20 protein-coding genes are annotated in these 20,123 nt (G+C 64.2%); 9 read left to right on the top strand and 11 right to left on the bottom strand.

Going from position 1 to position 20,123, the window contains the following annotated elements:
* Nucleotides 1-92 precede the first annotated feature (92 nt).
* Entirely contained in the window at nucleotides 93-1,619 is a 1,527-nt protein-coding gene (locus RHIZ70P_RS01965) for a ComEC/Rec2 family competence protein (RefSeq protein WP_181903920.1), read from the top strand.
* Nucleotides 1,620-1,762: 143 nt separating this feature from the next.
* Complete coding sequence (locus tag RHIZ70P_RS01970; RefSeq protein WP_328588163.1) at nucleotides 1,763-2,437, top strand: HAD-IA family hydrolase; 675 nt, start codon at nucleotides 1,763-1,765, stop codon at nucleotides 2,435-2,437.
* 95 nt (nucleotides 2,438-2,532) lie between these two features.
* Here RHIZ70P_RS01970 and RHIZ70P_RS01975 read toward each other — a convergent pair whose 3' ends face one another.
* Nucleotides 2,533-4,116 carry a peptide chain release factor 3 gene (locus tag RHIZ70P_RS01975; RefSeq protein WP_115668690.1) on the bottom strand — a complete coding sequence of 528 codons (1,584 nt, stop codon included), beginning with the start codon at nucleotides 4,114-4,116 and terminating at the stop codon, nucleotides 2,533-2,535.
* 91 nt (nucleotides 4,117-4,207) lie between these two features.
* Here RHIZ70P_RS01975 and dut point away from each other — a divergent pair, with 91 nt between their 5' ends.
* The gene (dut, locus tag RHIZ70P_RS01980) at nucleotides 4,208-4,681 is read left to right on the top strand and encodes a dUTP diphosphatase (RefSeq protein ID WP_115668691.1); all 474 of its coding nucleotides are present in this window, start codon (nucleotides 4,208-4,210) and stop codon (nucleotides 4,679-4,681) included.
* 74 nt (nucleotides 4,682-4,755) lie between these two features.
* Here the strand turns inward: dut and RHIZ70P_RS01985 are convergent, their stop codons facing one another.
* The gene (locus tag RHIZ70P_RS01985) at nucleotides 4,756-5,388 is read right to left on the bottom strand and encodes a LysE family translocator (RefSeq protein ID WP_115668692.1); all 633 of its coding nucleotides are present in this window, start codon (nucleotides 5,386-5,388) and stop codon (nucleotides 4,756-4,758) included.
* Nucleotides 5,389-5,519: 131 nt separating this feature from the next.
* On the opposite strand from RHIZ70P_RS01985, the gene RHIZ70P_RS01990 reads away from it, so the two are divergent.
* Together RHIZ70P_RS01990 and cysK are read left to right on the top strand one after the other, a co-directional pair.
* Nucleotides 5,520-6,134, top strand: a complete 615-nt coding sequence (locus tag RHIZ70P_RS01990; RefSeq protein ID WP_115668693.1) for a LysE family translocator — start codon at nucleotides 5,520-5,522, stop codon at nucleotides 6,132-6,134.
* Nucleotides 6,135-6,269: 135 nt separating this feature from the next.
* Entirely contained in the window at nucleotides 6,270-7,238 is a 969-nt protein-coding gene (cysK, locus tag RHIZ70P_RS01995) for a cysteine synthase A (RefSeq protein WP_115668694.1), read from the top strand.
* A 350-nt stretch (nucleotides 7,239-7,588) separates the two neighbouring features.
* On the opposite strand, the gene RHIZ70P_RS02000 is transcribed toward cysK, so the two are convergent.
* The 9 genes from RHIZ70P_RS02000 to rsmI all read right to left on the bottom strand — a co-directional run bounded on the left by RHIZ70P_RS02000 (nucleotide 7,589) and on the right by rsmI (nucleotide 16,643).
* Nucleotides 7,589-9,121: a YifB family Mg chelatase-like AAA ATPase gene (locus RHIZ70P_RS02000; protein ID WP_115668695.1), complete on the bottom strand. Its 1,533-nt coding sequence runs from the start codon at nucleotides 9,119-9,121 to the stop codon at nucleotides 7,589-7,591.
* A 189-nt stretch (nucleotides 9,122-9,310) separates the two neighbouring features.
* Entirely contained in the window at nucleotides 9,311-10,258 is a 948-nt protein-coding gene (gene gshB / locus RHIZ70P_RS02005; RefSeq protein WP_115668696.1) for a glutathione synthase, read from the bottom strand.
* A gap of 90 nt (nucleotides 10,259-10,348) precedes the next feature.
* Nucleotides 10,349-10,849 carry a cupin domain-containing protein gene (locus RHIZ70P_RS02010; protein WP_115668697.1) on the bottom strand — a complete coding sequence of 167 codons (501 nt, stop codon included), beginning with the start codon at nucleotides 10,847-10,849 and terminating at the stop codon, nucleotides 10,349-10,351.
* A 122-nt stretch (nucleotides 10,850-10,971) separates the two neighbouring features.
* Nucleotides 10,972-12,087 carry a sn-glycerol-3-phosphate import ATP-binding protein UgpC gene (locus tag RHIZ70P_RS02015; RefSeq protein ID WP_115668698.1) on the bottom strand — a complete coding sequence of 372 codons (1,116 nt, stop codon included), beginning with the start codon at nucleotides 12,085-12,087 and terminating at the stop codon, nucleotides 10,972-10,974.
* Nucleotides 12,088-12,100: 13 nt separating this feature from the next.
* A complete protein-coding gene (gene ugpE / locus RHIZ70P_RS02020; RefSeq protein ID WP_115668699.1) occupies nucleotides 12,101-12,943 on the bottom strand; it encodes a sn-glycerol-3-phosphate ABC transporter permease UgpE in 843 nt (280 codons plus the stop codon).
* An 11-nt stretch (nucleotides 12,944-12,954) separates the two neighbouring features.
* The gene (locus RHIZ70P_RS02025) at nucleotides 12,955-13,836 is read right to left on the bottom strand and encodes an ABC transporter permease subunit (protein WP_115668700.1); all 882 of its coding nucleotides are present in this window, start codon (nucleotides 13,834-13,836) and stop codon (nucleotides 12,955-12,957) included.
* A gap of 170 nt (nucleotides 13,837-14,006) precedes the next feature.
* Nucleotides 14,007-15,305, bottom strand: coding sequence for an extracellular solute-binding protein (locus tag RHIZ70P_RS02030; protein ID WP_115668701.1), 1,299 nt, complete (start codon nucleotides 15,303-15,305; stop codon nucleotides 14,007-14,009).
* 121 nt (nucleotides 15,306-15,426) lie between these two features.
* Complete coding sequence (locus tag RHIZ70P_RS02035; RefSeq protein ID WP_115668702.1) at nucleotides 15,427-15,795, bottom strand: YraN family protein; 369 nt, start codon at nucleotides 15,793-15,795, stop codon at nucleotides 15,427-15,429.
* Nucleotides 15,792-16,643: a 16S rRNA (cytidine(1402)-2'-O)-methyltransferase gene (gene rsmI, locus RHIZ70P_RS02040; protein WP_235842132.1), complete on the bottom strand. Its 852-nt coding sequence runs from the start codon at nucleotides 16,641-16,643 to the stop codon at nucleotides 15,792-15,794. The genes RHIZ70P_RS02035 and rsmI overlap by 4 nt, the downstream gene beginning before the upstream one ends.
* A 261-nt stretch (nucleotides 16,644-16,904) precedes the next feature.
* Between rsmI and dnaN the strand changes: the two genes are divergently transcribed.
* From dnaN to pyrF, 4 genes are all read left to right on the top strand, one after another.
* Nucleotides 16,905-18,071, top strand: coding sequence for a DNA polymerase III subunit beta (gene dnaN, locus RHIZ70P_RS02045; RefSeq protein ID WP_419178256.1), 1,167 nt, complete (start codon nucleotides 16,905-16,907; stop codon nucleotides 18,069-18,071).
* A gap of 126 nt (nucleotides 18,072-18,197) precedes the next feature.
* A complete protein-coding gene (gene pmtA / locus RHIZ70P_RS02050) occupies nucleotides 18,198-18,791 on the top strand; it encodes a phospholipid N-methyltransferase PmtA (RefSeq protein ID WP_115668705.1) in 594 nt (197 codons plus the stop codon).
* A 25-nt stretch (nucleotides 18,792-18,816) separates the two neighbouring features.
* Nucleotides 18,817-19,407 carry a histidine phosphatase family protein gene (locus RHIZ70P_RS02055; RefSeq protein ID WP_115668706.1) on the top strand — a complete coding sequence of 197 codons (591 nt, stop codon included), beginning with the start codon at nucleotides 18,817-18,819 and terminating at the stop codon, nucleotides 19,405-19,407.
* Nucleotides 19,404-20,096, top strand: a complete 693-nt coding sequence (pyrF, locus tag RHIZ70P_RS02060; RefSeq protein ID WP_115668707.1) for an orotidine-5'-phosphate decarboxylase — start codon at nucleotides 19,404-19,406, stop codon at nucleotides 20,094-20,096. The genes RHIZ70P_RS02055 and pyrF overlap by 4 nt, the downstream gene beginning before the upstream one ends.
* Nucleotides 20,097-20,123: the final 27 nt, after the last annotated feature.

The raw sequence follows: 20,123 nt of genomic DNA on the forward strand, positions 1-20,123 counted from the left end.
CAATACCCGTATTGCGCGAATTCTGGACTCCCAGTCTCGTCAGAGACCGCGGCTTGCGTTATGGTGACCTATCCCTGATGGAGGCGAATGGCATGGATCATCGTTTCGTCGGTTTGCCGAAGGATGCGCGGGGAAGGACCGCGAAAACCTATCTCTACGCTGCCAACCGCAAAACAAGGAAACGCCAGGTTCTATGGGGAGACTGGCTGCAGGTCACCTCGGAGCAGCCGGATGGCTGGCTGGAAGTGCTGTGGAGCCCGACCGGCACGAATCCCGAGACGCTCTACATCGCCAAGGACCATACGACAGACGAACGGCCGCTGGAGATCGTCTTTCTCGACGTCGGCCAGGGCGACGGCGCCGTGCTGATCGCGCCGGAAGAGGACCTTGGCGAGGCCGTCGTCGTCATCGACGCCGGCGTCTCGGAGCACATGTACGAATTCCTGCTCAAACGCTTCCGCTCCTACAATACCAGCTTCAAGTTCCGCGCCGCGATCATCACCCATCCGGACATCGACCATTATGGCGGCTTCGAGCCAATCTTCGCCTGGCGGAATTTTGGCTTCGAAACAGTCTACCAGAACGGTCTGGTGGAGCGCGTCGGCGGGGACGGGTTCGACAAGCTTGGGGGCAAGGTGAAGGATGCCGCGACCGGCATCAGCTATGTCGGCGATCTGGCAATGTCGCGCGCCGACATGGAACGGCATTTCGGCACCGTCGGGGCAAACGAGCGGCAGGCCTTCGCCCAGACGATGAAGCATGCGCTGGACAATCCCAATATCGGCGACTTCGCCATGCTGTCGGCCCGCCACGGGACGCAGGAAGACGGACGCGGCTGGCTGCCCGGCTTTGCGCCGGCTGACCAGCGGGGCTTCAGCATCGAGGTGCTCGGACCGGTGCCCGAACCGGACGCGGCGGGCAAGGACCGCCTGCGCGTGCTCGGCGACTACGGCGAGACGAAGAACGGCCATTCCGTCATCCTGCGCCTGCATTATGGCGACTTCAAAATCCTGTTCGGCGGCGACCTGAACGAGAAGGCGGAGAAATACCTGCTCTGCCACTATGGCGGGGAGGCCAGGTTCCCGAAGATCGGCACGCCGGCCTATGACGCGATGATCGCGAAAGCGTCCGCCCGGCTGCGCTCGGACCTGATGAAGGTCTGCCACCACGGCTCGGAGAAGGTGACGGATGCGTTTCTCGATGCGGTCAACCCGGCTGCCTTCGTCATCTCATCAGGGGACGAGGAGGGGCACATCCATCCGCGGCCGGACCTGCTTGGACGGCTCGGCAAACGCGGCCGCGGCGACGCACCGGTCATTCTCTCGACCGAATTGCAGCGCTCGGTGCGCGAGGCCGAAGACGAGAAGCTGGTTCAATCGCTGCAGAGCGCCGTGCTCAAGCTGCACGACAGGCCGGACAAGGCGCTGCGCGACAGGATCATCAACGACATCTGGACGCTCGGCCGCTCGAACGTCACCGTCTATGGCACGGTCTACGTCAAGACCAACGGCAAGCGGCTGATCGCCGCCTTCCGCATCGAGACCGGCAGCGAGATCGAGAAATGGTTCACCTTCGAATATGCGCTCAATGCGGCCGGCGAACTGGTCCGGGTGGAGTGACTGCGATCCGCACGTGACCTCCCAGATCGTCCTGGGCTCGCTCCGTCGGCGTGGACACAAACGCAGCGCAACCGTTTGCCGCAGCGGCCAAAACCGGCTATCCCGGTTTTCCGCCCGCCTTTCCCTCTCCAAGGATCTTCCGATTGAGCACCGCCCGACACACGGTCTATGACAAGCGTTATGCCGGCTTCCTGTTCGACATGGACGGAACGCTGCTGAATTCCATCGCTGCCGCCGAACGCGTGTGGGGACGATGGGCGGCCCGCCACGGGCTCGATGTCGAGGCCTTCCTGCCGACCATGCACGGCAAGCGCGGCATCGACACCATTCGTGGACTGGGCCTGCCGGGCGTCGACGTGGAAGCCGAAGCGCTGGTCATCGAACGCGGCGAGATCGAGGATGTCGAGGGCGTGGTGGCCCTGCCCGGCGCGATCGATTTCCTGAACGCGCTCCCGTCCGACCGCTGGTCGATCGTCACCTCGGCGCCGGTTGCGCTCGCCCGCGCCCGCATCGAGGCCGCCGGCCTGCCGCAGCCGCCGAAGATCGTCACCGCCGAGGATGTCGCGATCGGCAAGCCGGATCCCGCCGGCTATCGGCTCGGTGCCCGGCATATCGGCGCCGACCCGGCCCGCTGCCTCGTCTTCGAGGATGTGATGGCGGGTGTTCTGGCGGCCGAGGCCGCCGGATCGGACGTGATGGTGGTCACCGCTACCCATGGCCATCCCATGGAAACCCCGCACCCGACGATCGCGTCTTACGAGGGCCTGGTCGTGCACGTCGATTCGACGGGCCATATGCAGATCGTCCGGGCGATCTGACCGGCCTTCATCCGCGGCGAAGCCCGGGTTCACGCCCGGGCGTCATGCTGCGGTATATCGAGGGCGGGCAAGACGCCGCCCTGCGGAGCGGACGATCACGCCGCCTTGACGGCGTGATATTCCTTGATCGCGGCCATCTTGATCGCCGGATAACGTTCGCTCTCGTAGCGCAAGGAAAAACCGTCCTGCGCCATGAACACCGGATCGCCGTCCAGATCCCGGCAGATGTCGCCGCGGCGCGCCGTCATGAACTTTTCCAGTTCGCCCGGCTGGTCGGACGAGATCCAGCGGCAGACGGAGAAGCGCGACATTTCGAACGAGACCGGCAGGCCGTATTCGCCCTGCAGGCGCTCCTTCAGCACGTCGAGCTGCAGCGCGCCGACCACGCCGACGATCGCCGGCGAGCCGTCTTCCGGCGAAAACAGCTGCACGACGCCCTCTTCGGCCATCTGCTGGAGCGCTTCCTTCAGCTTCTTGGCCTTCATCGCATCCTCAAGACGAACGCGGCGCAGGATTTCCGGCGAGAAGTTCGGCACGCCCTGGAAGACCAGCGGCTCGCCTTCGGTCAGCGTATCGCCGATGCGGAGCGTCCCGTGGTTCGGAATACCGACCACGTCGCCAGCAAAGGCGGTGTCGGCGAGCTGGCGCTGCGAGGCGAAGAAAAACTGCGGCGCCGTCAGGCCGATCTGCTTGCCGGTGCGGGCGAGCCTGACCTTCATGCCGCGCTCCAGCTTGCCGGAGCAGATGCGGGCAAAGGCGATGCGGTCGCGGTGGTTCGGGTCCATGTTGGCCTGGATCTTGAAGACGAAGGCCGTCATCTTGTCTTCATTGGCATGGACCGTACGGATGTCGGCAACCTGGTCACGCGGCGGCGGGGCGATGTCGCCGAGCGCATTGATCAGATCGCGCACACCGAAGTTCTTCAGCGCCGAACCGAAGAAGACCGGGGTCATGTGGCCTTCGAGGAAGGCCTGGCGATCGAAGGGTCGGCAGGCCTCCTGGGCCAGTTCCAGTTCTTCGATGAAGGCTAAGCGTTCGTTTTCCGGCAGCTGCTCGGCGACATTGGCCGGGCTGTTGACCGGCAGGCCCTCGACCTGCTTGTCGGAACCGCGGAAGGTGTTTTCCACCAGATTGTAGGAACCGCAGAAGGACTTCGAGCGGCCGACCGGCCAGGTCACCGGCGCGGTGTCGAGCGCCAGCTTCTCCTCGACCTCGTCGAGGATCTCGAAGGGATCGCGGCTTTCGCGGTCCATCTTGTTGATGAAGGTGATGATCGGGATGTCGCGCATGCGGCAGACCTCGAACAGCTTCAGCGTCCGCGGCTCGATACCCTTGGCCGCATCGATGACCATGACGGCGGCATCGACCGCTGTCAGCGTGCGATAGGTGTCGTCGGCGAAGTCTTCGTGGCCGGGCGTATCGAGAATGTTGAAGACGTTGCCGTCATATTCGAAGGTCATCACCGAGGTGACGACCGAGATGCCGCGCTCGCGCTCAATCTTCATCCAGTCCGAACGGGTCTGGATGCGATCCTTCTTGGCCTTGACCTCACCGGCAAGCTGAATGGCGCCACCGAACAGCAGGAGCTTTTCGGTGAGCGTCGTCTTGCCGGCGTCCGGGTGGGCAATAATAGCGAAGGTGCGGCGACGGGAGACCGCCTCTGCAAGCGTTTCGGCCATGAAGTGAAATTCCTTTTGTTGGCCGGTTATCTAGCGAGTCGGGGTCGAATATGCAATTGGGAAGCGGAACGCCCCCCCCCCGCAAGGAAGGATGACCGTCATGCGCGATGTTCTCGGCCCCATGCTCAACCTTGTTCGCCTGGCGCACGGGCACGACATGGCCCTGCCGACCTATGAGACGGCGGGGGCCGCCGGCATGGATCTGAGGGCCGCCGTCGCCGAAGGCGAGCCGCTTGTTCTTTCGCCGGGCGATCGAACGCTGGTGCCGACCGGCTTCGTCTTCGAGATCCCGGAAGGTTTCGAGGCGCAGATCCGCCCCCGCTCCGGCCTCGCCTTCAAGAACGGCGTCACCTGCCTCAACACGCCGGGCACGATCGACAGCGACTATCGCGGCGAGGTGAAGGTGCTGCTGGTCAATCTCGGGCACGAGCCGTTCGAAATCAGCCGCGGCATGCGGATCGCCCAGATGGTAATCGCGCCGGTGGTGCAGGCGCGCGTGTCGGAAGTCTCCGACGCATCAGAAACAATGCGCGGAGCCGGCGGCTTTGGCTCGACGGGGGTCTGAAGCGCACTCCTCCCGACCATCCGGGGCAGATGCCTGACCGATTGGCGTGTTCCACCGCCAACCGTTGCATGATCCTAGCGCTGCGCTTCGGTCGCCATGCGGACGGCCAGCCCGGCGAGAACAGTGCCCATCAGCCAGCGCTGCACCACCATCCAGAAGGGCCGGCCGGCGAGGAAAAGCGCGATCGAACCGGCCATCAGCGCGATCATCGCATTGACGGTGACGCTGATGGCGATCTGGCTGGCGCCGAGCACCACCGATTGCAGGAGCACGCTGCCGAGCGCCGGATCGACGAATTGCGGCAGCAGCGACAAATAGAGGACCGCGGCCTTGGGGTTCAAGAGATTGGTGACCAGCCCCATCATGAAGAGCTTTCGCGGGCTGTCCTTCGGCAGGTCGCGCACCTGGAAGGGCGAACGCCCGCCCGGCCGCACCGCCTGCCAGGCAAGCCAGAGAAGATAGGCGGCACCGGCAAATTTCAGCGCGTCATAGGCAAAGGGCACGGCCATCACCAGCACCGTGATGCCGAGCGCCGACATCAGCATGTAGAAGACGAAGCCGAGCGCCACGCCGCCGAGCGAGACGAGGCCGGCGGCCGGGCCCTGGCAGATGGAGCGCGACACCAGATAGATCATGTTCGGCCCGGGCGTCAGCACCATGCCGAGGCAGATGAAGGCGAAGGCTATCAGGGACGAAGAGGAGGGCATGGGGCGAGGCCTCGGCTGGCGTTTGTCGCCCACGACCTAAGCCAGGCCCTCGGCCCGCCGCAACGGCGATCTTGTCACCATTGCAAGTTCGGCTGCGCGGCGCTAGCAATGCGTCATTCACGGAGGTCCCCATGACGCCCACCACGCTTCTCGCCTATAGCGGCGCGCTTTTCGTTGCCGCCGCCATTCCCGGCCCCGGCATGACGGCGATCGTGGCGCGGGCGCTCGGCTCCGGTTTCCGTCCGACCTTCTTCATGGGGCTCGGCCTGATCCTCGGCGATCTCTGCTATCTGACCGCCGTCATCCTCGGCCTTGCGCTGGTGGCGCAGACCTTCACCACGCCATTCCTGATCATCAAATATCTGGGCGCCCTCTATCTCGTCTACATCGCCTGGAAGCTCTGGACGACCGGGCTGATCGCGCAGGACATCGAAGCCAAGCGCTCGACCCATATCGGCCTGTCCTTTCTCTCCGGCCTGCTCGTCACGCTCGGCAATCCGAAGACCATGCTGTTCTACGTGGCCCTCGTGCCCACCCTGATCCCGCTCGAAGCCATCGGCCCGAGCGATTACGCCGCCCTCGTCGGCATTACGTTCGTCGTGCTCATCGCCGTGCTCATTCCCTATATCCTGCTCGCCTCGCAGGCCCGGACACTCCTGAAAAAGCCGAACTCGCTGAAGGCCCTGAACCGCTCGGCGGCCAGCATTCTTGCGGGCACCGCCGCCTATATCGCCGAGCGCGCCTGAACGAAATTTCGCCGGCAGTGGCGCCGGAGGCGCTATTTTTCCAATCAAACGAGCACGCCTAGGCGAAGGGTTCTGGCGAGTGGCCGGCTTTCGCCCTATTGTGCCCGTCAAAGCAGATCCAAAGGGAGATCCACCATGTCCGACACCAAGAAACCGGGCCGCGGCCGCGTCTATGACTCGATCACGCAAACTATCGGCGACACCCCGATCGTGCGCCTCGACAAGCTGGCGAAGGAAAAGGGCGTGAAGGCCCACCTGCTGGCCAAGCTGGAATTCTTCAACCCGATCGCCTCCGTCAAGGACCGTATCGGCGTCGCGATGATCGAGAGCCTGGAAGCCCAGGGCAAGATCACCCCCGGCAAGACCACCCTGATCGAGCCGACCTCCGGCAATACCGGTATTGCGCTGGCCTTTGCCGCCGCGGCCAAGGGCTACAAGCTGATCCTCACCATGCCCGAGACCATGTCGATCGAGCGGCGCAAGATGCTGGCCCTGCTCGGCGCCGAACTCGTTGTGACCGAAGGTCCGAAGGGCATGAAGGGTGCGATTGCCAAGGCCGAGGAACTGGCGGCTACGCTCCCCGACGCCATCATCCCGCAGCAGTTCGAAAACCCGGCCAACCCGGAAATCCATCGCAAGACGACGGCCGAGGAAATCTGGAACGACACGGATGGCGGCGTCGACATCTTCGTTTCCGGCATCGGCACGGGCGGCACGATCACCGGTGTCGGCCAGGTGCTGAAGGCGAAGAAGCCCGGGGTCAAGGTCATCGCCGTCGAGCCGGCCGACAGCCCGGTTCTGTCCGGCGGCAATCCCGGTCCGCACAAGATCCAGGGCATCGGCGCCGGCTTCGCGCCGAAGATCCTCGACACCCATGTCTATGACGAGATCGTCACCGTCACCAATGACGAAGCCTTCGAGACAGCCCGCCTCGTCGCCCGCCTCGAAGGCGTACCGGTCGGCATCTCTTCGGGCGCGGCTCTCACGGCCGCGATCAAGGTTGGCCAACGCGCGGAAAATGCCGGCAAGACCATCGTCGTGATCATACCCTCCTTTGCCGAGCGTTATCTCTCGACCGCACTTTTTGCCGGCCTTGGCGAATAAGCGTAATCGCTTTACCAACCCATCTCCCGAAGGGCGCCCGGCGGCGCCCTTCTTTCGTTTCGGCCTGAACCGGGCCTCTCGCGCTCCGCTTAAATGACCGGTACAGCAGCCCCGCGCGAAGGTCACCAGCACTCGCCCTGTCCGCCTTGCGGCCCCCCCCCTTCACCACCTCCTACCGTTTCCGACGCAGCCGCCACCCCGACCGGCAGACAGCCGAACTCCGCCCCGCCTCATCAACGCTCAAGCCCTCTTCGGCCAAGTCAAGCGCGCCGTTTGCGACCCCTTCCCCCAGTCGCCGCCTCACCCCTGGAATGCTCCCGGCCCTCGCCCTGTCCATCTGGCCCTCTCCTTCACGCCGCGGCCGACAGCCGTTCCGAGGCGATGCGGTAGGAGATTGCCTCGGCAAGATGGATGCGACCGAGCAGCGGCGCTCCGTCGAGATCGGCGAGCGTGCGCGCCACCTTCAGCACCCGGTGATAGCCGCGGGCGGAGAACTTGAACTTGTCGGCCGCGTCGCGCAGCAATTGCAGGCCGGCCGGATCGGGCTCCGCGAGCTTCTCGATCAGCGCCGTGGAGCATCGGGCATTGGTCGTCACGCCGCCTATACCCGCCGCCTCGAACCGTTCGCGCTGCATGTCGCGGGCCAGCGCCACCCGGCGGGCGACGTCAGCACTTCTCTCTGCGGCCATCGGCCGGATGAGGTCGGCAGCCGAGACCGCCGGCACATCGATGCGGATGTCGATGCGGTCCATCAGCGGGCCGGAGATCCGCCCCTGATAGTCGGAAACGCAGCGGGGCCCCCGCGCGCAGGTGTGCCCCGGCTCGCCGGCCATGCCGCAGCGGCACGGATTCATCGCCGCCACCAACTGGAACTCGGCGGGATAGGAAACCCGGTGATTGGCGCGCGCAATGATACATTCGCCGGTCTCCAATGGCTGGCGAAGTGCATCCAGCACCGGCGGAGCGAATTCCGGCAGTTCGTCGAGGAAGAGCACGCCGCGATGGGCAAGCGAGGCCTCGCCCGGCCGGGCGCGCAACCCGCCGCCGACCAGCGCCGCCATTGTCGCTGAATGATGCGGCGTGCGAACCGGACGGCGATCGGACAGCTTTCCGCCCGAGAGCTGTCCGGCGATCGAGTGGATCATCGACACTTCGAGCAGTTCGGCGGCCGAAAGCGGCGGCAGGATCGACGGGAGCCGCGCGGCCAGCATCGACTTGCCCGAGCCCGGCGGTCCGACCATCAAGAGATTGTGCCCGCCGGCGGCCGCCACCTCGAGCGCCCGCTTGGCGCTTTCCTGGCCCTTGATGTCGGCGAGGTCCGGCAGGTTGGACGGCAGCGCGCGCACCGCCGGCTCGGGCCTGGTCAATACCTGGGTACCGCGGAAATGGTTGGCGAGCGCGATCAGGCTGCGTGGTGCCAGGATATCGATCTCGGCGCCGGCCCAGGCGGCCTCCGCCCCGCAGCCGGCCGGGCAGATCAGCCCCTTGCCGAGCGCATTGGCACCGATCGCCGCCGGAAGCGCGCCGGCGACATTGGCGATCGTGCCGTCGAGATTGAGTTCGCCGATCACCACATAGTCCGACAGCGCATCGCCCGGGATTGCGCCAAGCGCCGCCATCAGGCCGAGCGCGATCGGCAGATCGAAATGCGACCCCTCCTTGGGAAGATCGGCCGGCGCCAGATTGACGGTCACCTTCTTGGGCGGCAGTGCCAGGCCAGAGGCGTGCAGGGCCGCCTGCACCCGCTCGCGGCTCTCGGCCACCGCCTTGTCGGGAAGTCCGACGATGTGCATGTTGATCTTGCCCGGCGCCACCATGACCTGGACATCGACCGGAACGCCTTCAATCCCCTGGAATGCGACTGTACTGACACGCGCCACCATTGCCCGCCCCCAAAAAGCCAGTCCTCGCCACGCAACTACATCTTGCGCGGGCCACGAGTTGCAATCTGGCACAGAACGCGATCGATAACAAGAACATTAGCGGAACAAATTCGCGCTATACTCGATATGCGGTTGCATCCGGTTGTATAGATGGAACGAAGGGGGATCAGACGCGGAGTAGAGCGGGCCTCAGGCCCGCTTCTTCTCGATCGCGTCCCACAGCAGGGCGGCAATATCGGCGCCACCGAACTTCTTGACTTCGCGGATGCCGGTGGGCGAGGTCACGTTGATCTCGGTCATGTAGTCGCCGATGACGTCGATGCCGACCAGCAGGAAGCCACGCTCCTTCAGCGCAGGACCGATGCGGGCGCAGATTTCCTTTTCCCGCGCCGTCAGTTCGGTGGCCTCGGCGCGTCCGCCGACATGCATGTTGGAGCGGCTGTCGGTCTCGGCCGGCACGCGGTTGATCGCACCCACCGCCTCGCCGTCGACGAGAATGATGCGCTTGTCGCCCTTGCGTACCGCCGGCAGATAGGCCTGGGCGATGAAGGGCTCGCGAAACATCTGGTGGAACATCTCGATCAGCGAGGTGAAGTTGCGGTCGTCGCGCGTCGAGTGGAACACGCCGGCGCCGCCATTGCCGTAGAGCGGTTTCAGGATGATGTCGCCCATCTCCTCGCGGAAGCGGGCAATCTCGGTCACGTCCCGGGTGATCAGGGTCGGCGGCATCAGGTCGGCAAATTCGGTGACGAATATCTTTTCCGGCGAATTGCGCACCCAGGCCGGATCGTTGACCACCAGCGTCCTCGGATGGATACGCTCCAGAAGATGGGTGGAGGTGATATAGGCCATGTCGAAGGGCGGATCCTGGCGCAGGAGCACCACGTCCATGGTCGAGAGATCGACCCGTTCCGGCTCGCCCAGCGTGAAGTGGTTGCCCTTCTCGTCGCGCAGTTCCATCGGCTCGACGGTGGCGATGATCTTGCCATCGCGCATGGACAGCCGGTCGGGCGTGTAGTGGAACAGCTTGTAGCCGCGCGCCTGGGCTTCCAGGCTCATCGCGAAGGTCGAATCCCCCGCGATCGCGATACCCGCGACATGATCCATCTGGACCGCAATATTCTTGATCTTCGCCATGGCCTGCCCCTCGTTCAAAAGCAACCGAGATTTAGGCCGCCTCCCGGCCAAAGGCAACGACGCAGACCATCAATTCTCCTGAACCTCGGCTCAGCCGAGAATGCGCTTGGCGGTCGGCGACCGCAAGGCATTGCGAATGCGGTAGAGCATGGCCAGCGGTTCAGGGAAAGGCCTGCGGACAAAGGCGATCTTGCGGACATAGTCATCGACGCGCCAGGTCGCCCAGGTACCGCCGCGGAAATAGGCGATGTCGCCGACCTTCAGCAGCCGCTCGGACCCATCCTCCGCCGTCACGTGGACTTCGCCCTCCTGGATGACAACGGTTTCGTCCCAGCCGAAAAACCAGCGAAATTCGCCCGCCGTGCAATCCCACACAGCCGTCGAACTTGCCTCGTCGGCGCTCGACGAATGGTCGCCGACGCGGGCGAGCGGCGTGCCGCGCAGGATCCATTCGGGATTGATGGGTGCCGGCTTCAGCGCCAGATGGCTGCTATGGGCTGCAACCAGCGGCGGCATTTCCTCGTTGCGAAAGGTTCTTGGTACAGCAAGCAGCGTGCCGGCCATGCCGACGAGCATGAGTTTGAAAGCCATGTCCGTTCCCAGATTAGATCATCTGCACGGAAAGATAGCATTGGGGAGTTACATTTCGCTTTTGCCGATCGTTCAAATTGTAACGATCGGCCTTGCCCTCCAACAAGCCCGCGAGGGGGACCTCAGGCGAAACTCGCCTCACGTGCGTACGAGCGGACCGCGCCGCCTTCTGCAGGCGAAGCCGGCCTGTCGATGCGCCGTCCCGTCTCCTTGGCGAAGAAGTGGATGCGCTCGGGCGCGACGGTCAATTGCAGTTCCTCGGTGATCTCGGCTTCCACCGGTACGACGGCCGTCAGTGCCTGCGAAGACAGATGCCCGTGCACCAGCCGGTGCGCTCCGAGTTCCTCGACATAGTCGACCTTGAACGGCAGGCGCTGGTCACCCTCGCCGGCCAGCGTCAGGTCTTCGGCACGCACGCCGACAGTGACCGCACCTGTCGTGCCTGGCTGAGCGCCGAAGGCCATCGACACGTCGCCGATCACCAGCCGGTCGCCCTCGATCGCGCCATCCAGCAGATTCATCGCCGGCGCGCCGATGAAGCTCGCGACGAAAGTGGAGGCCGGACGATGATAGACCTCGAGCGGTGTACCGATCTGCTCGATCGTCCCGCCGTTCAGCACCACCAGCCGGTCGGCGAGCGTCATCGCTTCCAACTGGTCGTGGGTCACGTAGATCGCCGTGGTGGCCAGCCGCCGCTGCAGCTTGCGGATCTCGCCGCGCATGGTGACGCGCAGCTTGGCGTCGAGGTTGGACAGCGGCTCATCGAACAGGAAGACCGCCGGCTTGCGCACGATGGCGCGGCCCATGGCGACGCGCTGACGCTGGCCGCCGGACAGCGCCCTGGGCTTGCGCTTCAGATAGGGCTCGATCTCCAGCATGCGGGCCGCTTCGGTGACGCGCGCCTCGATCTCCGCCTTCGGCGTCTTGCGGTTCCTCAAGCCATAGGCGAGGTTGTCGTAGACGCTCATATGCGGATAGAGCGCATAGTTCTGGAACACCATGGCGATGTCGCGCTCGGCCGGCTCGACATTGTTGACGACGCGCCCGCCAATGCTGACCGTGCCTTGCGATATGGCCTCCAGCCCCGCCACCATGCGCAGCAGGGTCGACTTGCCGCAGCCGGACGGTCCGACGAGCACGATGAATTCGCCGTCCTCGATGGCGATGTCGATGGCTTTGACCGCGTGCACGCCGCCGTCATAGATCTTCGAGACCTGGTCGATCAGAATGGACGCCATGGGTTTACCTTTCTCACTTGTCGCTTTCGGTCAGGCCCTTGATGAACCAGCTCTGGAAGATCACCACGACGACGACGGGCGGCAGCATGGCGAGCACCGCCATGGCGAAAGCCTCGTTGTAGTCGGGGATCTGCGAGCCGACCCAGACCTGCAGGATCTGCTTGATGCCGCGCATCAGCGTGTAGAAGCTCTCGTCCGTGGTCATCAGCATGGGCCAGAGATACTGGTTCCAGCCATAGACGAACATGATGATGAAGACCGCCGCGATCATGGTGCGCGACAGCGGCACGAGCACGTCGATGAAGAACTTCACCGGGCCTGCGCCGTCGATGCGGGCCGCCTCCAGCAGTTCGTCCGGCACGGACTTGAAGAACTGCCGGAAGAAGAAGGTACCGGTCGCCGAGGCCAGCAGCGGCAGGATCAGGCCGACATGGCTGTTCAGCAGGCCGAGCTCGCTCATCACCTTGTAGGACGGCATGATGCGTACCTCGAGCGGCAGGAGCAGCGTGGTGAAGATCAGCCAGAAGGCGAGCGTGGCGAAGCGGAAGCGGAAATAGACGATGGCATAGGCCGCCAGCATCGACAGGACGATCTTGCCGATGGCAAAGCCGAGGCCGAGGATCAGCGAGTTCACCGCCATGGTCATGCCCGTGACTTCGCCGGTAAATCCGCCCTTGCGGAAGAGTACCTTGCCATAGGTCTCTTCCAGGTGTCCGCCGATCGACAGCATCAGGCCGTTCGAGTGGATTTCGGCCGCGGTATGGGTCGAGGTGGTGAACGCCACCACCAGCGGCCCCAACATCAGGATGACGCCGGCGATCAGGATGAGGTGGTCGAAGAACTTGGTGCGATACATCAATCCGTCCCTCAACCGTAATGAACGCGGCGTTCGATGAAGCGGAACTGGATCAGCGTGAGCGCCAGCACGATCACCATCAGGATCACCGACTGGGCCGAGGACGAGCCGAGGTCGTTGCCGCGGAAGCCGTCGAGATAGACCTTGTAGACCAGCGTGATCGGGTTGTTGGCCGGCTTGTCCTTCACGATCACGTCGATCACGCCGAAGGTGTCGAACAGCGAATAGGTCATGTTGATGACCAGCAGGAAGAAGGCCGTGGGGGTCAGTAGCGGCAGGATGACCGTCCAGAAACGGCGGGTGCCCGACTTGCAGTCGATCGCCGCTGCCTCGCGGATCGAGGCCGGAATGCCCTGCAGGCCGGAGAGGAAGAAGATGAAGTTATAGGGGATCTGGTTCCAGACCGCGACGGCGATCATGGCGAAGGCCGTGTCGAAATAATTGATCCCGACCTTCATGTCCCAGCCGAACAGCGCAACGAAATGCACGAAGGGGCCGATGTGCTGGTCGAAGAACATCATGCCGATCAGGCCCGCGACCGGCGGGGCGATGGCGTAGACGACGATCAGCAGCGTCTTGTAGGTGGATTGGCCGCGAATGACGGCATCCGCCTTCAAGGCCAGCAGCAGGCCGAGCGACAGCGTCAGGAAGGTGACGATCAGACTGTAGGCTACGGTGAAGCGGGCGATCTTCTGGTATTCCGGCGCCGTCAGCGCATCGGTGTAGTTGTCGAGGCCGACGAAGGCCGAGCCGAAGCCGAAGGGATCCTCGATGAAGAAGGACGAGTGGATCGCCTGGGCCGACGGCCAGTAGAAGAAGATCGAAATGATCGCGAACTGCGGCAGGAGCAGCAGATAGGGAAGATATCGCGAGGAGAACTGGACGCGCTTCATGGTGCTGTCTCTCAAGAAGGACAGGCCTTCTTCGTGGAACGGGCGCCCCTCATCCGCCTGCCGGCACCTTCTCCCCGCAGGCGGGGAGAAGGGCGAAGCCGCGGCATCTGCACTCCCTCGCCCCGCTTGCGGGGAGAGGGTGGGGTGAGGGGCGATATCCCTTTGACCGATCAGCCGGCCGTCTTGGCGAAGCGGGCGAGCAGTTCGTCGGCTTCCTTCTTGATGGTTTCCATGGCTTCCTTCGGCGTGGTTTCGCCGGCGAAGATACGGTTGTATTCGCGTTCCATCACCGAGCGGATCTGCGGATAGAAGCCCATGCGATAGCCCTTGTCCCATTCGCCGCCCGGCAGGGACAGCTGCTGGATGCCGACTTCGGCGGCCGGCTTCTCGTTGTAGAAACCTTCCGACTTGGCCAGCTCATAGGCTGCCTTGGTGATGGCGACGTAGCCGGTGGCCTGGTGGTAGAACTTCTGGATCTCGGGCGAGGTCAGGAAGTGGAAGAAGGATGCGGTGCACTTGTTCTCGGCTTCCGGCTTGCCGGCCATGGCGAACAGGGCGGCGCCGCCGATGAAGGTGTGAACACCTTCCGGATGAACCGACTTCCAGAAGGGCAGGAAGGTGGCCGAGAACGGCATGGTCGCGGTCTTCTGCAGGCCGCCGAACGAACCCGACGAACCGATCCAGAGAGCGACCTTGCCTTCTTCGAAGGGCTTCTGGTTGTCGCTCCAGCCGGCGCCGTAATAGCCGAACAGGCCCTGGTCGTACCAGGCCTTCAGCTTTTCGTACATCATGACGTGGTTCGGGTCGGTGACGTTGATCGTCGTGTCGACGACGCTGTCATAGCCGTTGTTGTTCGAGGCGAACTGGAGATTGTGGCGCGAGAAGAAGTTCTCGGTGAACTGCCAGGTGAGCTGCGACTGGACGAGCGGGGTGTAGCCGGCCTCCTTCAGCTTCGGAGCGATGGCTTCGAATTCTTCCCAGGTCTTCGGCGCCTCGACACCGGCCTTCTTCAGCGCGTCGGTGTTGACGTACATGATCGGCGCCGAGGAGTTGAACGGCATGCCGACGAACTTGCCTTCGCTATCGGCGTAGAAATAGCGAACGCCCTCGATGAAGTCATCGCGGTTGAATTCGAAGCCGGCATCCTTGATCAGGTCTTCGGCGGCGACCGCAGCGCCCTTGGCGTTGATGATGGTGGCGGCGCCGGCGTCGAAGACCTGCAGGATGTTCGGCTGCTCGCCCGAACGGAAGGCGGCGATGCCGGCCGACAGGGCTTCCTCATAGGTGCCCTTGGAGACCGGCGTCAGGGCGCATTCGCTCTGGGCGGCGTTGAATTTCTGGGCGACTTCGTTGATCACTTCGCCATTTCGGCCGCCCATGCCGTGCCACCAGGTGATGTTGGTCGCGGCCAGCGTCGTCGATGCGGTCATGGACAGGGCCAGAGCGGCCATGGAAAGCTTTTTGAACATGGAAAAAATCCTCTCCGCCAATATTGGGGTGAGGAGTGCATTAGCCGCGATCTGTGACGCGAAAATAAACATTTTATGTCATTTCGATTACAGTCTTCGCCGATACGAAAGCAAAGCGAAACTAGAACGCGCCTTGATAATGGCGCGGCAACTTCCACGGCGTGATTGCGACGATGTCATAGCGCAGCGACAGGCGTGCCGCGTCGGGCTGGCGGGCGAGCCAATGGTCGCCCGCCGCGCGGATCCGGTCTTGGCTGGCGAAAGTCACGGCGTCGACCGCGGCCATCAGGTCACGGCGCGCCTTGACCTCGACGAAGGCCACGAGCTCGCCACGCCGCGCAATGATGTCTACCTCGCCCGCCCGCACGCGATAGCGCATGGCGAGGATGCGATAGCCTTTCACCATCAGGAAGAGGGCAGCCGTCCATTCCGACCAGCGTCCCCGGCGCTCCGCACGCTTTCTCGTCTCCGGCGCCGCCAGCCTTGTCATCCGTCAGCCTTCAGCGCGAGCAGCCGCTGGTAGAGTTCCTTGCGCGGCTGGCCCGTCAGCTTGGCTGCCTCCGTCGCGGCCTTGGCCGTCGGCAGCGTCTCCGACAGTTCGATGAGCACCCGGTCTATCTCGCCAGCCTCCGGCGCGGCCCTTGCGAGCGGCGGGCCGACGACGAGGACGACCTCGCCCTTGACCGCCTTGTCGGTATATTGATCGGCGAGCTCCTTCAGCGTGCCGCGGCGAAACTCCTCGAAGGTCTTGGTCAGTTCGCGGCACACCGAAGCCTGCCGTTCGGCCCCGAGTTCTTCCGCGGCGGCGGCGAGCGTGTCGCCAATGCGGTGCGGGCTCTCGAAGAAGATCAGAGTGGCCGGAACATCGCGCAATTGCGCCAGCCGCTCGTGGCGCGCCTTGTCCTTCACCGGCAGGAAGCCGGCGAAGAGAAAGGCGTCGTTGGGCAGGCCGGAGCCGACAAGGGCCGCGAGCGGCGCCGAGGCGCCGGGGATCGGCACGACGCGATGGCCCGCCTCGATCGCCAGCTGGCCGAGACGATAGCCGGGGTCGGAGACGAGCGGGGTGCCTGCATCCGAGACGAGCGCCACGGACCTGCCAGCCTCGAGCGCCGCGATCAGCTTCGGCCCGGCCTCGTTGGCATTGTATTCGTGATAGGAATAGGGGCGGTTCTGGATACCGAAACGGTCCAGCAGCACGCGGGTCACACGCGTATCCTCGCAGGCCAGCACATCGGCGCCGGCCAGCGTTTCGAGCGCCCGAAGCGTGATGTCGCCGAGATTTCCGATCGGAGTCGCGACCAGGTAGAGCGCCGGCTCCAGCGGTCGCGCCGCGATCATCACATCATTGATGCGATAGGTCCGCGGCTGCGCCGTCGCTTGTCTTGGATCTTCCGTCACTTGGTCCGTCCTGTCGCCTGGCCTTGGGTCCCACCTTATCGTCCAGCCCCTGCCGCAGGGCAAGAGCGGCATTGGCCGCGCGCCGTTAGGCATGGTGTCAAATTGGTGCGCGACATCACAGCTGCCTCTTGCTTTTCGCGCGCAATTCCTGCCATTTTGCCCGTCCCACACGATCCGGCCACCGACGGCCGGCAAGGAACAATGCGACCCGGCACACCGGATCGCGACAGGTCGAAAGCGGAAGCGTCCATGCGTATTACTCTCGAACGGTCCAACCTTCTCAAGTCGCTCAATCACGTGCATCGCGTGGTCGAACGTCGCAACACGATCCCGATCCTGTCGAACGTGCTGCTGCGGGCCGAAGGCGCGAGCCTGGCGATGAAGGCGACCGACCTCGACCTCGAGATCACCGAGGCGACGCCCGCCATGGTCGAACAGGCCGGCGCGACGACCGTTCCGGCGCACCTGCTTTATGAAATCGTCCGCAAGCTTCCCGACGGCGCGGAAGTGCTGCTCGCCACCACGCCGGACGGCGCGACGATGACAGTCGCCTCCGGCCGTTCGAAATTCTCGCTGCAGTGCCTGTCGGAAGCCGACTTCCCCGACCTGACGGCCGGCAACTTCACGCATTCCTTCAAGCTGAAGGCCTCGGCTCTCAAGATGCTGATCGATCGCACCCAGTTCGCGATCTCGACCGAGGAGACCCGCTACTATCTGAACGGCATCTTCCTGCACACGATCGAAAGCGCCGGCGCGCTGAAGCTGCGCGCGGTCGCCACCGACGGCCATCGCCTCGCCCGCGCTGACGTCGAGGCCCCCTCCGGCTCGGAAGGCATGCCCGGCATCATCATCCCGCGCAAGACGGTCGGCGAGTTGCAGAAGCTGGTCGACAATCCCGAGCTGATCGTCACCGTGGAAGTCTCCGACGCCAAGATCCGCCTGACCATCGGCGAGATCGTCATGACCTCGAAGCTGATCGACGGCACCTTCCCCGATTATCAGCGGGTCATTCCGCAGGCGAACGACAAGGAAATGCGCGTCGATTGCCAGAGCTTTGCCCAGGCGGTCGATCGCGTCTCGACCATTTCCTCCGAGCGCGGACGCGCGGTCAAGCTTGCCCTCAACGAGGGCCATCTGACGCTCACCGTCAACAATCCGGATTCCGGCAGCGCGACCGAAGAGGTCGCCGTCGGCTATGACAACGACCCGATGGAAATCGGCTTCAATGCCAAGTACCTGCTGGACATTACGGCGCAACTGTCCGGCGACGACGCGATCTTCCTTCTGGCCGATGCGGGCTCCCCCACACTGGTGCGCGATACGGCCGGGGACGACGCCCTCTATGTCCTGATGCCGATGCGGGTGTGATTCGGCGACGCAATCGGGGGATATTTCCCCAATTGCGCCATTTGGCCTTGTTTTTGCGACAAACCGGCGCAACATGCTGCTGGCGCATATGGTTGCGCTAGACGGTCTTGAGTGGGGAGTTAGGCCATGGTTCGACGCTTGAAGGAACGGTTCGAAAAGAAGTTCGACGAAGAGATCCGCTTCTTCAAGGGGATGATGCAGGGCCCGAAGAGCGTCGGCGCCATCGTTCCGACCTCGTCCATCACCGCCCGCAAGATGGCGAGCGTCATCAATCCGCAGTCGGGCCTGCCCGTTCTCGAGCTCGGCCCGGGCACCGGGGTCATCACCAAGGCGATCCTGGCACGCGGCGTCAAACCGGAGAACCTCGTTTCGGTCGAGTATTCCGAGGATTTCTACGATCATCTGACCCAGGACTTCCCCGGCGTCAATTTCATCCATGGCGACGCTTTCGATCTGCCGAACACGCTCGGCAAGTTCGCCGATCAGACGTTCGATTGCGTCATTTCGGCGGTGCCGCTTCTCAGCTTCCCCATGCCGGCCCGGGTCAAGCTTCTGGAAGACCTGCTCGACCGTCTGCCCCCCGGCCGGCCGGTGGTGCAGATCACCTATGGCCCGGTTTCGCCGATCCTGGCCCAGCCGGACCGCTACCAGATCCAGCACTTCGATTTCATCGTCCGCAATATTCCGCCGGCGCAGCTGTGGATCTACCGCCGCGGCTGATTGCTGACGGCGGGCGGCGCACCCGATGTTCGGTCTCTACATCACCCATCCGCAGGTCAGGATCGACCCGGCCATCCCCGTTCCGCAATGGGGGCTTTCGGATCTCGGTCGCGACCGTGCCACGCGGGCTGCCACGCGTCCCTGGGTGAAACGCCTCACCCGGATTGTCTGCAGCGCCGAGGTGAAGGCGATCGAAACCGCGGAAATCCTCGCCAGGGCCGCCGGCATCTCCTTCGAGACGGTCGAGGCGATGCATGAGAATGATCGCTCCGCGACCGGCTTCCTGAAGCCCGACGCCTTCGAGCAGGCCGCCGACTGGTTTTTCGCTCATCCCAACGAGAGCTATCACGGCTGGGAGCGGGCGGCGGACGCCCAGGCCCGTATCGTCTCCGGCGTGGACGCCATCCTCGGCGACCACGACCCGGCGGCGCCGATCGCCTTTGTCGGCCATGGCGGCGTCGGCACCCTGCTCAGGTGTCACCTGCTGGAAATTCCGATCAGCCGCAGCCACGATCAACTGCCCGGCGGCGGCAATCTTTATGCCTTCTCTCTTGCGGATCGTCGCATCGCATGCGACTGGACGCCGATCGAAGACTGGAAGGGGATCGAGCCATGACGCCACGCGAACGCCTCATCGTCGGCCTGGATGTGCCGACCGTCCGGGAAGCGGAAACCATCGTCGAAACGCTCGGTGACGACATCCTATTCTACAAGATCGGCTACCAGCTCGCCTTTGCCGGCGGGCTTGAGTTCGCCCGCGAGCTTGCGGAGAGCGGCAAGAAGATCTTCCTCGACATGAAACTGCTCGACATCGACAACACGGTCGCCTCGGGCGTCGAGAACATTGCCAAGATGGGCATGTCGATGCTGACGCTTCACGCCTATCCGAAGGCCATGCGCGCCGCGGTCAAGGCAGCCGAAGGCTCCGGCCTCTGCCTGCTCGGTGTCACCGTTCTGACCTCGATGGATGAGCAGGACCTGGTCGATGCCGGTTATGAATATGATCCGCACACGCTGGTGCTGAAGCGCGCGGAGCAGGCCCGCATCGCCGGCATGGGCGGTATCGTCTGCTCCGCCGAAGAGGCAAGCGCCGTGCGCAAGGTCATCGGCCCCGACATGGCGCTGGTGACCCCCGGCATTCGCCCGGCCGGCGCCGACAAGGGAGACCAGAAGCGGGTGATGACGCCGGCCGACGCGCTCAAGGCCGGATCGAGCCATCTCGTCGTCGCGCGCCCGATCGTCAAGGCGGAGGACCCGAAGGCCGCCGCGCGGGCGATCCTCGCCGAAATGGCGACCGCTCTCTGAGAGGACGGCGGCTCAGCGCGCCGGATC

The organism is Paenirhizobium selenitireducens ATCC BAA-1503 (assembly GCF_900492185.1).
In the GTDB taxonomy this organism is placed as follows: domain Bacteria; phylum Pseudomonadota; class Alphaproteobacteria; order Rhizobiales; family Rhizobiaceae; genus Allorhizobium; species Allorhizobium selenitireducens_A.